This window comes from Arcanobacterium canis (genome assembly GCF_029625435.1).
GTDB classification, from domain to species: Bacteria; Actinomycetota; Actinomycetes; order Actinomycetales; family Actinomycetaceae; genus Arcanobacterium; species Arcanobacterium canis.
Genome location: NZ_CP121208.1, coordinates 765,675 through 779,438 on the forward strand (window position 1 = coordinate 765,675; position 13,764 = coordinate 779,438).

Genomic DNA, 13,764 nt, shown 5'->3' on the forward strand with positions numbered 1-13,764 from the left:
AGTCTACGCCGGCTTGTGGACTCTGTGCGTTACCATTGGTTGAACCATTTTTATTCAAGGAGAGTCATGAGCGAATTCCGCTATCGCTACACGGCCGCGCTCGCTAACGAGATCGAGGCTAAGTGGCAGAATACTTGGGAAACTGAAGGAACGTTTAACGCCCCCAATCCGGTTGGCGCGCTTGCGGGGCCAACGGATGACGAGGCGTTCTTCCTCCTTGATATGTTCCCCTTCCCCTCTGGAAAAGGTCTGCACGTCGGCCACCCCTTGGGCTACATCGCCACAGACACTGTGGCTCGCTACCAGCGTATGCTCGGTAAGAACGTTTTGTACACCATGGGCTATGACGCGTTCGGTCTTCCCGCCGAGCAATACGCCGTGGAAACAGGGCAGCATCCACGTGTGACGACGGACGAGAATATCGCCAACATGAGGCGTCAGCTTCGTCGACTCGGTTTGAGCCACGAGCAGCGTCGTTCGTTGGCGACTACCGACGTCGAATTTGTCAAGTGGACTCAGTGGATCTTCCTTCAGATCTTCAACTCCTGGTACGACGCCGAAGCTCCTGGTCGCGCCGAAGGAACCGTCGGTCGTGCCCGTCCCATTGCTGAACTGATCGCAGGTTACCGCGATGGTTCTATCTCCACGCCGTCGGGTGCTGCGTGGGAGGATATGAGTGAATCTGAGCGTCGTGAAGCTGTGGACTCACGCCGTCTCGCCTATATTGAGAAAGCTCCCGTGAACTGGGCACCAGGCCTGGGCACTGTGTTGGCAAACGAAGAAGTGACCGCAGATGGACGTTCTGAGCGTGGAAACTTCCCCGTATTCAAACGTGAGCTGTCGCAGTGGATGATGCGTATTACTGCGTACGCTGACCGTCTGGCAGAGGATCTAGATACTGTTGATTGGCCGGAGAAAGTCCGTACCATGCAGCGTAACTGGATCGGAAAGTCGCGCGGAGCCCAGGTGCGTTTCACTGCACACCATGAAGGTGGCAACGAGCAGCTTACCGTTTTCACCACCCGTCCGGATACTCTTTTTGGCGCCACGTTCATGGTGGTGTCGCCTGAGCACCCAATGCTCGATCAGAACAATCTTCCAGTGGCGTGGCCGCAGGGGACTCGCGACGCCTGGACTGGCGGAGCTTCAGACCCGCGCAGTGCAGTACACGAGTATCAGATTGCAGCATCGCGTAAGTCGGACATGGATCGCGCTGATGCGGAAAAGGAAAAGACGGGTGTGTTCACCGGTATTTTCGCGACTAATCCCGTGAATGGTACGGATATTCCAGTGTTCACTGGTGATTACGTGATGATGGGATATGGCACTGGCGCAATCATGGCTGTGCCTGCTCATGATGAGCGTGATTTCGCTTTTGCCACGAAGTTCGATCTGGACATCGTGCGAACCATTGAGGCTCCCGCAGATTTTCCGCAGGATCAGGCATACACAGGTGACGGTCAGATCGTGAATTCGGCGAATGACACTCTGAACCTCAACGGTCTCGACAAAGCTGCTGGAAAGGCAACGATGGTCCAGTGGCTAGAGAGCACTGGGGCAGGCGAGGAAGCAATTTCGTATCGTTTGCGTGACTGGCTTTTCTCTCGTCAGCGCTATTGGGGTGAGCCGTTCCCCGTTGTGTATGACGACGAGGGGAATGTACACGCCCTGCCAGAGTCGATGTTGCCCGTTGAGCTTCCCGACACCCCAGATTATTCGCCGCGCTCCTACGATCCTAACGATGCCGAGTCTAATCCCGAGCCTCCGCTGGGCCGTTTGACGGACTGGGTGAACGTTGAGCTCGATCTCGGAGACGGTCTCAAGCACTATACGCGCGACACTAATACCATGCCGAACTGGGCTGGATCGTGCTGGTACGAGATTCGCTACATTGATCCCCATGACGACGATGCGTTCGTTGCGCCCGAAAACGAGGCATACTGGATGGGGCCGCGTGACGGCAAGACCTCTGGTGGCGCCGATCTATACGTGGGGGGTGTGGAACACGCCGTGTTGCACCTGCTCTACGCACGTTTCTGGCAGAAGGTTCTTTTCGATCTCGGCTATGTGTCCTCGTCGGAGCCGTTCCATAAGCTCTTCAACCAAGGATACGTGCAGGCATACGCTTACACCGATTCGCGCGGTGCATATGTCCCGGCTGAAGATGTTGTCGAGGTTCCTGCATCAGACGGCTCAGGAGAAGTCACCTGGGAGTACAAGGGTGAGAAGGTTAATCGCGAGTACGGCAAGATGGGCAAGAGCCTGAAGAATATCGTTACTCCGGATTACATGGCCACCGAGTATGGCGCTGACACCTTCCGCGTCTACGAGATGTCGATGGGGCCTCTCGATGTTGACCGTCCATGGGAGACGCGTGCGGTGGTTGGAGCGCAGCGCTTCTTGCAGCGTCTGTGGCGCAACATCGTTGACGAAGAAACCGGCGAATTGGTGGTGACGGACGAACCGATGCCTCACGACATGGCCCAGCAGATTGCGCGCACGATCGATTTTGTGCGTGGTGAATACGAGAACATGCGTGTCAACACCGCTATTGCGAAGCTGATTGAGCTCAACAATTTCCTGACGGGAACCACAGTGCCGCGTGAGGCTGCTGAAGCCATCGTGAAAATGACCTCGCCGGTCGCGCCGCATATCGCAGAAGAACTGTGGAGCCGACTGGGACACTCCGAAACGATTGCACGTGTCAGCTTCCCGCAAGTTGAGGATCCGTCCTTGCTTGTCGATGACCAGGTGACGGCTGTCTTCCAGGTAAAGGGGAAGGTTCGCGATCGCGCTGAAGTGCGTGCGGATATTTCTGCCCAGGAACTTGAAGCACTTGCACTGGCATCGCCAAAGGTACAAAAGTTCCTTGACGGTGCCCCTCGCAAGGTGATTGTTCGGGCACCAAAGATTGTCAATATTGTTCCGTGATGAAATCTGCGAACGGGTCGCGTGCCAATGCTGCGACCCGTTCGGCTATCGTGATCGTGACGTTGTAAACTGTTGGGAAACATTGAGGGAAGGCGAGTGATATGGCCCAGGTTGCAAGCAGCACCGTGGAGAAGACCGAGTTTGACGGACTGCCGGCGTGGCGTCTGACATCATCATCAGGGGCCACTGCGCTTGTCGCAGAGCTCGGCGCGACCGTTATTTCGTGGGAACCAACTCCAGGTGCGCACGTGATTTCTGGTTATGCAGATGCCAATGAACTTCGCAAAGGCGTTGGAGGCCGAAGTGCGGTACTCGCTCCTTGGATGGGATACATGGAGGATAATTCCTACACTTCGAACGGTATTGAATACAACGTTGGCTCTGTCCCAGACGGCTTCCTCGGCCTCGTAAAAGATGCGCCTTTCTCCATGCGTAATGCTGACTCTACCCTCACGCTGTCCTATTCGTTCGATGGGTCTGAGGTCTACCCATGGCCGTTCGAGATGAGTGTGACGTTCTCACTTGATTCTGGTGCGGATGATGTCGAGCATTTGTCGGTGACACTTGCGGCAACAAATCGTTCTGAGACGACTGCCCCACTCGCATTGGGGTGGTCACCCTACCTTTCGATGCCTGGAACAACGTCAATCAAGAATCTGTCGGTTGAGATTCCTGCGCGCACCAAGATTCTCACTGATTCTCACGCGGTTCCGCTCCAAGGTGAAGCTGCTTACTCAGGTGTGAAAGCGCCAGTGGTGATCGATTACATTGGCACACAGTCGTTTGCTACATATTATCGTGGGCTTGTTCCAAACGACGCTGGCGTAGTGGTGACGTCGATCCTTAACCCATCGTCGGCAGCAGAGATCACGCTCACACAGGAACCGGCGGAGGCCCCCGTCGTCTATGTTGATTCCGGTGATCGTCTGGATCGTGACGCGCGTAAGTCATTGTGTTTGGCACCGATTTCGCATCATGCAGATTCGTTTAATCGCTATGATTCTGCACCGTCACTGGCTGTCAAACCGGGTCATACTCGCTACATGACGGCGACTTTGACGTATCGAGCGCACTGATATTTTCACAAGTGGACGGTGGTACTTTACAGGGTGCCACCGTCCATTTGTTAGTGGAGATTTTTCTATCACGAGCGATATTGCTGGCCTAGGAATATCAAAGTGATACGTTTGAGATATGAATCGACGTATTGATAGCTGGCTGACAGACATGGATGGCGTGTTGATCCATGAGGGCAACGCGCTTCCGGGAGCACATGAATTTCTTAGCGCATTGCAGGATAGAGAAATCCCTTATCTGGTTTTAACAAATAACTCGATTTTTACGCCGCGTGATCTTTCGGCGCGGCTTGAGACTTCAGGTTTGAATGTTCCTGAGGAGCACATCTGGACGTCAGCAATGGCGACTGCACACTTCCTTGCAAGCCAGTCGGACTCACGCCGAGCATTTGTGGTTGGGGAGGCAGGTCTGACCACTGCTCTTTATGAACAAGGTTTTGTGATGACCGATCAAAATCCTGATTTCGTTGTTCTGGGTGAAACCCGCACCTACTCTTTCGAAGCGATTACCAAGGCGATCCGGTTGATCGACGCTGGAGCACGTTTTATTGCCACGAACCCGGATCCGTCTGGGCCGTCGGGTGAAGGAAAAATTCCTGCCACTGGTGCTGTCGCAGCAATGATTACGCGCGCCACGGGCAAAAATCCATACTATGTGGGAAAGCCAAACCCGGTGATGTTGCGTAACGGCTTGAATATGATTTCTGCTCATTCGGAGCATACCGCAATAGTGGGAGATCGAATGGACACTGATATTCAGGCAGGAATGGAAGCTGGTCTACAAACGCATTTGGTGTTGACAGGTTCAACCCAGGAAGAGGACATCGAGTTTTACCCCTTCCGTCCAGAATTCATGCACGACTCGATTGCAGATGTTGCCCAGCTCATCCGCGCGTAATTCTTGAGCCGGCTACCGGTTAACGCCGCCGCGTGCCGAACAGTGACCGTGTGATTTCACGTGTGAGCGTTCGGCCCGCAGTGGTGATGATCGAATCCAGGATCGATGTGCGGCGCCGCTCGGAGCGTTCAGCTTCCTTTTGTGCCTCACGAGCTGCGCGTTCAGCAGCCTTTTGAGCAGCTTTTCGATCAGCTTCGGCCTGTTTTTCGAGTTCTTTGACCCGGCGTTCAGCTTCCTTCGCTGCGTCTGCTTGTGCCTTTTGAGCAGCTTCTTGAGCAGCCTTCTGCTGAGCTTGAGCTTCGATTCGTGCAGCGAGGAGTTCCGTTGCAGATTCTGGGTTCACCGCGTCTTTGTACTTTGGCAGAATCGGTGAGGTAGCTATCGCGTTATTGATCGCCGTGGCCGACGCGGCTCCCATGACCGACGCCGGAGCCCAGATCTTCGTCGGTGCGACTGGCGATGGACGTCCTTGAGGATCGAGAACTGTCACGATCGCCTCTCCTGTGCCAAGGGAGGGCAAGAGCGATTCGAGATTGAGCTCCGGAGTGATCGGGAAGGTTTTGATAGTTTCTTTCAGTGCAGCCGCATCTTGAGGCGTGTGCGCGCGAAGTGCGTGCTGCACTTTGGCGCCGAGCTGAGCGAGAACGTCTGCAGGAATATCCTTCGGTGTTTGCGTCACGAAGAAAATTCCCACGCCCTTGGATCGAATCAAACGGACGGTCTGGACCACCTGCGCCAGGAACTCCTTTGAAACACCAGTAAAAAGCAGATGCGCCTCATCGAAGAAGAAAACCAGTTTTGGCTTCTCAAGATCTCCGACTTCTGGAAGCACTTGGAAGAGTTCGGCAAGGAGCCACATAATGAACGTGGAGAACAACGCAGGTTGTGAACCGACGTCGGATAGTTCGAGCGAGGAAATGACTCCTCTGCCATCAGTGCTGATGCGGAGAAAGTCGCTGACATCGAAAGCTGGTTCCCCGAAGAAGGAATCGGCACCTTGTGCTTGGAGAGCAGCGATCTCTCGCAAAATAACCCCGGCGGTTGACGAGGCAATTCCGCCGATATTGGCTAGTTCTGTTTTGCCGTCGTCGGAAGTCAGGAACTTAATAACATCGCGAAGGTCACCAAGGTCGATCAGAGCGAGTTTATTCTGATCCGCCCAATGGAAAATCAACGAGAGCGCAGATTCTTGTGTGCCGTTGAGACCAAGAACTTTTGATAGCAAGATGGGCCCGAAATCGGTAACGGTTGTGCGAATTGCTGCGCCGTTACCATTTCCTCCGAGTGTGAAGAGCTCGGTGGGGAAGGACTGGGGTGCCCATGATTGGCCATTTGCCGAGGTACGGGCCATAAGTTTATCGCTTGACGTACCTGGTTCAAGGAGCCCGGTGAGGTCTGCCTTGATATCGGTGACGAACACGGGAACGCCGGCATTCGACAGTGATTCGGCGAAGAGTTGGAGTGTGCGGGTCTTTCCGGTACCCGTAGCACCGGCGACGAGGCCATGACGATTGAGCATACCAATCGGAAGTTTCACCGGCACTGATGGTTGTGCTACGCCGTTGTCGATGTAGGAACCAAGGGTGAAAGTCAACCCCTCATAGGAGTAGCCCTGGGCGACTTTCGCCGCATAACCACGTGCTACTTCAGGCGCGGATTCAGCTACCGGCTGTGAACTCAATGATGGCGTGTCAGAAGCAGATACGTCCCCATTCATTGGAGCAGAATTTTGCCTTGCAGCCGCGAGGGCGGCTTCGAGCTGGGCTTGTGCTGCTGCAGCCTTGGCAGCTGCAGCCTGAGCTTGTGCTTCGAGGGCCTCGGCTTGAAGGCGCTTAATTTCGGCTTCGTTCATGGGGCTATCATACGTTTGATTCGTCAGATCGTGACCCTATTTCGTGCTCAGCGGAGCGAAAAACTTTTCCACAACGATTGTTCTGTCATTCACTCTCCACAGGACCTGCGCAAGTGTGACAGTGACGCGTGCTGTCCCTTCATACTTGTGCTATGGACATACCACCGCCGCGGGCGATGCGTGGAATAAAGCGTGTGCCACAGCATCCCAGTGAATATCATGCGCACACATATGCCGATCCTGCTGTGCCCGAGAATCTGCCCGCAGATGCAAGCGAAGAACAGGTTGGCATGGAGAGGGGGACGACGTTCGCCCGTGTTGCACTCAGCGCTGGCCTCGGCAACGACGTCGGAGCGCTGAGTACACCACCGCCGCATCGACGTTTGTGGTGGGATGCGGCCAATGCGCGTCTGATCTCCCTGACACTTGTTGTCAGCGCACTCGTCGTCTGTGTCATTCTTGTGTGGAATCGGCCGGGCCAAGCAATCGAATTTCCATCTGCACCGTCCCACAGCGCAATGCCTTCGGTGACGCCAGTTGCGATTCCCTCTGGGACGACCAACCAGCAAGAAAATCAAGCATCTCAGGTGGTGGTTTATGTATCTGGTGCAGTGAAAAAACCCGGTGTTGTCCGCCTTGACCCTGGCGCCCGCGTCGATGATGCCGTGCGTGCTGCAGGTGGTTTTGGGAAAGACGCGGACCCGAATGCGCTGAATCTGGCGGAAAAACTTGCCGATTCTGCGCATGTCCATGTGGCAGCTGTGGGAGAGAGCGCTCAAAGAGTTCAGTCTGGAGACAACGTCGCTGGTGGGCAGCACGGGAAAAATAAAGAAACTCGAGATTCAGGCAGCAGTGTCAACCTCAATACCGCCACCGCGAGCGATCTCGAATCAGTTCCTGGAATTGGGCCGGTGACTGCATCCGCAATTATTGAATATCGATCAAGCATAGGGTCATTTTCGTCAGTGGACCAATTGCGCGAAGTCAGCGGTATCGGTGCGAAAACACTTGAAAAATTACGGCCACATATTCGTGTGTCGTAGCCGCGGATTTTTGTGGCAGGCGAGTGATAGTCACATGGAGTGAGGGATGACAGATTTACGTCTTGGACCACCTACCCTCGTCGTGTGGTGTGGGGCGTTGGCCCAATTACAGTCACTGTGGTGGATGATCGGTGGCCTGATCGTCTGTCTGGCAACACTGATCAGGAATACTCCGCTCACAGCCACACTGCGGGTTTGCTCGGTGGCTTTGATCTGTGTGAATGTCACTGGTGCAATCGCGACACACATCCACCATACTGATCCGCTCGGATCACACGCGCAGGTTGGCCATTATGCCCGCGTGATCATGTCAGTTGTTTCCCATCCTTCACGTCAAGGCGAGTACGTCCGTTTCCTTGGCCGCGCACACGCAGTCGAATATCACGGTCAGGGGAGGACAACGCATCTGTTGGTCAATGTCATGACGCAGGAGCCAGTCGTTCTCGGTGAACAGCTTATCGTTCGAGGGAAACTTTCGGTCTCACCTCGTGGGGCAGGAAACGTCGTATTGCGTGGCACAGTGGAAGGACGTGTGCCACGCAATGCTTTTCTTTCGGCTGCTTCCACCGTGCGTAACGGACTACGAAACCACCTCGATTATGCTCAGCCAGATGTGGCAGCATTGCTCGTTGGTGTTGTCGTTGGAGATGATTCTCAGCTAGATCGCGGGATCAAAGATCACATGCGCGGCTTATCTCTTTCACATCTCACCGCCGTGTCCGGAGCGCATGTTTCGTTAGTGATCGGTGCAATTGTTTCACTCATCGGAATGCGGCGCCGGTGGCTCACGGCATTGAGCACATGCGGGGGTGTGCTGGCACTTTTGCTCCTGGTTGGCCCGGATTCTTCGGTTTTACGGGCTTTCTGGATGGGGCTTGGGGTATGCGTGGGGTTCGCATGTCGCCGGCCGGTAACGGCATTTCCACTTCTGTGTATAACGGTGATCAGTGTGAGTATGTTCGATCCTGAATTAGCCAGTTCCTTCGGGTTTGTGCTGTCAGTGCTCGCAACAGCAGCCATTGTCACCGTCGGGCGAAATACTAGCGTGGCACTTTCTTTCTTCCCGCACCCTCTGGGTGAGATGATTGCGATCCCGATGGTTGCTGGTCTGGCCACAGCTCCCGTCATTGCACTGTTACAAAACCAAGTGAGTATCTGGGCAATACTTGCGAACATCGTTGTTGCCCCTGTTGTTGCACCACTGACGATTTCCGGATTAGCGGGCGCGGTTTTGCTCTCGATCCCAGGTTTAGCATGGTGTGGAGGACTCCTTGTCTGGGGCGCACAGCTGTGTACTCGTTGGATTTTGATCGTCACGGAGATTTTGACGGACTTTCCCTTGAGCGAAGTCCCAATTTTCGTGGCCATGGCAACTCATGCAGGGATTTTAGCTATTCTTTTGGTATTTTCTCGCCACCGACGAGTTCGCCAGGCGAACACTGAGGGCACCACTGATGACTGTGAACGAAAAAGTGTCATACCCTCATGGAATAATAGGGGACATGCAGTGGAACGAGATACAACCAGCGCCGGTCATCCTGATCAAATCAGAAGAACCGGTTTTCGCTGATCGAGCTTGGGAACTTCTCAAGAGACAACTTCGTGAGCGCAATCCTCACACTGAATTTGTTCGTCTCGATGCTGCGGCATATCAGCCAGGCCAGTTCCTGGCCTTGACCAGTCCTTCGCTTTTTGGTGAGCCTAAGTGTCTCTATGTCCCTGCGCTTGAAAGTCTTGATGCGCATTTGCAGGAGGACCTTTCTACTTATCTCGATTCTCCAGAACCTGACGTCGTCGTGCTGCTACGTCACAACGGTGGTGCGCGCGGGAAGAAGATATTAGAGATTCTCTCGTCCCAGGCCGTGCCAACGATCACTGTGCCGAAAGTCAAAACTGCGGCAGATAAGGCGACTGCCGTCGGGGATGTGGTTCGAGCACACAGGCGTCAGATGTCAGCGGATGCCGTCGGCGCGTTGGTTGACGCACTAGGATCAGACGTGCGGGAATTGCTTGCCGCGGTGTCGCAGCTTCTTGCTGATGTACAAGGCAGGATTGAGGAACACCACGTTCATACCTATTTCGCAGGGCGGCTTGAGGCGACGGGATTCAATGTTGCTGATGCCCTCGTTGCAGGACAGACTGCCCGGGCGGTGGGGCTCGCCAGACACGCCATGGCGACGGGGACGTCACCCGTCGCGGTCGTGTCAGCACTTGCGTTTTCTTTGCGTCAGATGGCACAGGTGCTTGGATCACGGTCCTCGAAGCTTGGGGTCAAAGTTCAGATGGCGCCATGGCAGATGGATCGAGCCAAGCGCAGCGTGCGAAATTGGAGCGCCGCAGGAATTGGCCGTGCGATTGAATTAGTCGCGGCGGCGGATGCTGAGGTCAAGGGCGGATCACGTGATGCCAGTTTTGCCCTTGAACGCGCGATTATCCGGATTGGGCAGGTGCGCAAGGGAAGCTAAACTGGTCACCCAAACCTGGGACAAAGAGTGACGTAAGTCCTAAAATAACAGTGTATGACATGTTCTGATACAGGAACGTGGAGAGAAATGAAAAGGAGATAAGGTGCGTATTGGAGTGCCGAATGAGTCTCGTGGTGACGAGGCCTTGGTCGCTACCACGCCTGATACTGTAGAAAAGCTCATCAAACTCGGCTACGAGGTCGTCGTCGAAAGTGGTGCAGGGGAACGGGCATCTTACCCGGACCAGCAGTATCAGGACGCAGGGGCAACCGTGACCTCTCGGGACGAGGTGTGGAAGAGCGACATCGTTGTTGCCCTCGATACCCCGCATGAAGAAGAACTCAATTTGATGGTGCAGGGAGCTACCCTCATCTCGAGGCTTGCACCAAAGCGCAGCGAACACACGATTGAAGCGCTCAGCTCTCGGGGGCTGACGGGATTGTCAATGGACATGGTCCCACGTATTTCTCGTGCGCAGTCAATGGACGTGCTTTCGTCGATGGCAAATCTTGCCGGCTATCGTGCTGTGATCGAGGCAGCTCATGCCTACGGTCGGTTATTCGCAGGTCAGGTCACAGCAGCGGGAAAAATGCCACCAGCGAATGTTTATGTCATTGGCGCTGGAGTGGCCGGTCTTGCTGCAATTGGAACTGCGCACTCGATGGGAGCGCAGGTATTCGCCACTGACGTTCGTGACGAAACCGCTGAACAAGTCGAATCGATGGGAGGAACATTCGTTCCCATCCCCGTCGCTGGCCAAAAGAGTGACGATGGTTATGCCAAGGAAATGACGCAGGATCAGGCGCGGGCAGCGAACGAGCTCTATGCTCAGCAGGCAGCTACGGCAGACATCGTGATCACTACGGCGAATATCCCTGGCAGAACCTCTCCAATCTTGCTTGATGATGCGGCGGTCGCCGCAATGAAGCCGGGTTCGGTCATTGTTGACATGGCAGCTGCCAATGGTGGCAATGTCACGCTGACACAATCGGGCGAATCGATTGTTACTCCAAACGGTGTGACGATCATTGGATATTCGGACCTTGCGGGCCGTCTTCCTGCCCAAGCCTCACAACTATACGGGCAAAATGTCGTGAACTTTTTCACGCTCACTACTCCGCAAAAAGACGGTGTGCTGAATCTCGATCTCAACGATGACATTGTTCGCCAGATGGCAGTGACTGTCGAAGGCAATGTCTACTTCCCACCCCCGCCCGTCAAGGTCTCTGCTGCTCCGGTGGTAAAACCCGCTCCACCTAGCGCGCCAGTTGTTGAACCTGAGCCACAAAGTTGGATGAAACGCTATTGGTGGACGGCAATTCCGGCACTCATTCTTGCAGGGATCATCTACGCTGCGCCTGCAGCGATTGCCTCTCATTTCATGGTATTTGCTTTAGCCGTCGTCGTGGGCTTCTATGTGATTACGAATGTCACGCATTCGCTTCACACCCCACTCATGTCGGTGACGAATGCGATCTCAGGAATTATCGTCGTCGGTGCAATTGTTCAGATTGGCTCGGATAATTTTGCCGTGCAAATCCTTGCCGCCATCGCAGTTGCACTGGCATCCATTAACGTCTTCGGTGGCTTTGCGGTGACCGAACGTATGCTCAAGATGTTCCGGAGGAGTTAGAAAATGAACACAGTTGTTATTCTCTCAGCAGTGGTGTCACTGCAAACTCTGGCATACATCGTGGCGGCTTTGCTTTTCATCCTTGCATTGGCTGGACTATCGAAGCAAACTACTGCTGAGCGTGGAAACCGCTTCGGCATTGCCGGAATGGCTTCCGCACTCATTGCGACGGTCATCCTCATCCTCACGGTGTCAGGTGAATTTGGCGGAGGGGCGCACCTGTCTCTCGTCTTGGTTCTCCTGATTCTCGCGATTACCGCAGGCGCAGTCGTGGGAATTGACAAGGCTCGAAAAGTCGAGATGACGGGCATGCCTGAACTTATCGCACTATTGCATTCCTTTGTCGGTTTTGCCGCAGTGTTGGTCGGGTTCAACTCGTTTATCCTTCAGCCTGGAACTGATTCACCAGAAAATGCTTTTCACATGGGCGAAGTGGGCCTGGCAGTCTTCATCGGCGCGGTGACATTTACTGGTTCGATCATTGCGTACCTGAAACTCAGTGCAAAAATGAAGGGTGCGCCGCTCACACTTCCTGGACGTAACTGGCTGAATCTTGGAGCAATCGCTGTCTCAGTGCTCCTCATTATCTGGTTCGCCCACACGCGCAGTGTTGGAATGGGAATGATCCCACTCATCGCTCTGACTCTTGTGTCTCTGGCACTTGGCGCGCATCTGGTGGCTGCGATCGGTGGCGGGGACATGCCAGTGGTCGTCTCCATGCTCAACTCTTATTCAGGTTGGGCGGCGGCAATGGCAGGATTCACGCTCGGTAACGATCTGTTGATCATCACTGGTGCGCTCGTTGGTTCATCAGGTGCATACCTGAGCTACATCATGTGCAAAGCAATGAATCGGTCATTCCTGTCTGTTATCCTCGGTGGTTTCGGTTCCGACGGCGGTGTCACCGGTGAAACGAAGGATTACGGTTCGCATTCGGAAATTTCCCCAGAGGAAGTCGCTGAACTTTTCAAGGATGCTAAACGAGTGGTGATTACTCCTGGCTACGGAATGGCTGTGGCTCAGGCACAGTATCCGGTGGCGACACTAACGCAGAAGCTCCGTGCGCTGGGTGTTGACGTTACATTTGGAATCCATCCTGTTGCCGGGCGCCTTCCCGGACACATGAACGTCCTTTTGGCTGAGGCGAAGGTACCGTATGACATTGTTCTAGAAATGGATGAGATCAACGATGACTTACCAGATGTTGATGTGGTTCTCGTCATCGGCGCCAACGATACGGTCAACCCTGCGGCGGAAGAACCCGGTTCACCGATTGCTGGAATGCCAGTGCTCAAGGTGTGGGAAGCAAAGAAAGTCATCGTCTCAAAGCGCTCCATGGGCAATGCCGGCTATGCCGGAGTGCAAAACCCACTTTTCTTCAATGAGAACACGCAAATGATGCTCGGTGATGCGAAAGATTCAGTTGAGCGGATTAACGCTGCGCTCTGATACGACAACGGCTTCCTGAGAAAAGGACTCGTAAGCGTGTGAAAATAAAGATTGAGGGCCGGATCGAAAGATCCGGCCCTCAACGCGTCAGCGTGAGTGCATCACTTGCCGAGCTTGGCAACCTGCTTTGCAAGCTTTGACTTGCGGTTGGCAGCCTGGTTCTTGTGAATGATGCCCTTCGAGACAGCCTTATCAAGCTTGCGCGAAGCAACCTTCAGCTCATCGGTAGCCTTCTCAGCATCGCCAGCGGCGATTGCTTCGCGGGTCTTACGGACGAGGGTACGCAACTCGGACTTGTAGCTCTGGTTGCGCACGCGGCGCTTCTCGTTGGTCTTGATACGCTTCTTTTGCGACTTAATGTTTGCCACTTAATAACTCTTTCACTTCTCGTACGTGCGCTTGCACGCACGAAACTGA

10 protein-coding genes are annotated in these 13,764 nt (G+C 54.4%); 8 read left to right on the forward strand and 2 right to left on the reverse strand.

All coding sequences use genetic code 11. The features are described from left to right. The first annotated feature begins 66 nt into the window (after positions 1 to 66). From leuS to P7079_RS03425, 3 genes are all read left to right on the forward strand, one after another. Positions 67 to 2,931, forward strand: a complete 2,865-nt coding sequence (gene leuS / locus P7079_RS03415) for a leucine--tRNA ligase (RefSeq protein ID WP_278013430.1) — start codon at positions 67 to 69, stop codon at positions 2,929 to 2,931. A gap of 101 nt (positions 2,932 to 3,032) precedes the next feature. Then, complete coding sequence (locus P7079_RS03420) at positions 3,033 to 4,007, forward strand: aldose 1-epimerase (protein WP_278013431.1); 975 nt, start codon at positions 3,033 to 3,035, stop codon at positions 4,005 to 4,007. A gap of 118 nt (positions 4,008 to 4,125) precedes the next feature. Next, positions 4,126 to 4,905, forward strand: coding sequence for an HAD-IIA family hydrolase (locus tag P7079_RS03425; RefSeq protein ID WP_278013432.1), 780 nt, complete (start codon positions 4,126 to 4,128; stop codon positions 4,903 to 4,905). A gap of 19 nt (positions 4,906 to 4,924) precedes the next feature. Here the strand turns inward: P7079_RS03425 and P7079_RS03430 are convergent, their stop codons facing one another. Then, complete coding sequence (locus tag P7079_RS03430) at positions 4,925 to 6,757, reverse strand: helicase HerA-like domain-containing protein (protein ID WP_278013433.1); 1,833 nt, start codon at positions 6,755 to 6,757, stop codon at positions 4,925 to 4,927. A gap of 152 nt (positions 6,758 to 6,909) precedes the next feature. Here P7079_RS03430 and P7079_RS03435 point away from each other — a divergent pair, with 152 nt between their 5' ends. From P7079_RS03435 to pntB, 5 genes are all read left to right on the forward strand, one after another. After that, complete coding sequence (locus P7079_RS03435; RefSeq protein ID WP_278013434.1) at positions 6,910 to 7,800, forward strand: helix-hairpin-helix domain-containing protein; 891 nt, start codon at positions 6,910 to 6,912, stop codon at positions 7,798 to 7,800. 46 nt (positions 7,801 to 7,846) lie between these two features. Next, complete coding sequence (locus P7079_RS03440; RefSeq protein WP_278013435.1) at positions 7,847 to 9,370, forward strand: ComEC/Rec2 family competence protein; 1,524 nt, start codon at positions 7,847 to 7,849, stop codon at positions 9,368 to 9,370. Continuing rightward, positions 9,303 to 10,265 carry a DNA polymerase III subunit delta gene (gene holA / locus P7079_RS03445; protein ID WP_278013436.1) on the forward strand — a complete coding sequence of 321 codons (963 nt, stop codon included), beginning with the start codon at positions 9,303 to 9,305 and terminating at the stop codon, positions 10,263 to 10,265. The genes P7079_RS03440 and holA overlap by 68 nt, the downstream gene beginning before the upstream one ends. Positions 10,266 to 10,368: 103 nt before the next feature. After that, positions 10,369 to 11,898 carry a Re/Si-specific NAD(P)(+) transhydrogenase subunit alpha gene (locus P7079_RS03450; RefSeq protein WP_278013437.1) on the forward strand — a complete coding sequence of 510 codons (1,530 nt, stop codon included), beginning with the start codon at positions 10,369 to 10,371 and terminating at the stop codon, positions 11,896 to 11,898. 3 nt (positions 11,899 to 11,901) lie between these two features. Then, complete coding sequence (gene pntB / locus P7079_RS03455; protein WP_278013438.1) at positions 11,902 to 13,347, forward strand: Re/Si-specific NAD(P)(+) transhydrogenase subunit beta; 1,446 nt, start codon at positions 11,902 to 11,904, stop codon at positions 13,345 to 13,347. A 101-nt stretch (positions 13,348 to 13,448) separates the two neighbouring features. Here pntB and rpsT read toward each other — a convergent pair whose 3' ends face one another. Beyond that, positions 13,449 to 13,715, reverse strand: a complete 267-nt coding sequence (gene rpsT / locus P7079_RS03460) for a 30S ribosomal protein S20 (protein WP_278013439.1) — start codon at positions 13,713 to 13,715, stop codon at positions 13,449 to 13,451. Between the last annotated feature and the right edge of the window lie 49 nt (positions 13,716 to 13,764).

Bases quoted from the DNA above. Each gene is read 5' to 3' on its own strand.
- leuS (WP_278013430.1), top strand. From the start codon at position 67: ATGAGCGAATTCCGCTATCGCTACACGGCCGCGCTCGCTAACGAGATC.
- P7079_RS03420 (WP_278013431.1), top strand. From the start codon at position 3,033: ATGGCCCAGGTTGCAAGCAGCACCGTGGAGAAGACCGAGTTTGACGGA.
- P7079_RS03425 (WP_278013432.1), top strand. From the start codon at position 4,126: ATGAATCGACGTATTGATAGCTGGCTGACAGACATGGATGGCGTGTTG.
- P7079_RS03430 (WP_278013433.1), bottom strand. From the start codon at position 6,757: ATGAACGAAGCCGAAATTAAGCGCCTTCAAGCCGAGGCCCTCGAAGCA.
- P7079_RS03435 (WP_278013434.1), top strand. From the start codon at position 6,910: ATGGACATACCACCGCCGCGGGCGATGCGTGGAATAAAGCGTGTGCCA.
- P7079_RS03440 (WP_278013435.1), top strand. From the start codon at position 7,847: ATGACAGATTTACGTCTTGGACCACCTACCCTCGTCGTGTGGTGTGGG.
- holA (WP_278013436.1), top strand. From the start codon at position 9,303: ATGCAGTGGAACGAGATACAACCAGCGCCGGTCATCCTGATCAAATCA.
- pntB (WP_278013438.1), top strand. From the start codon at position 11,902: ATGAACACAGTTGTTATTCTCTCAGCAGTGGTGTCACTGCAAACTCTG.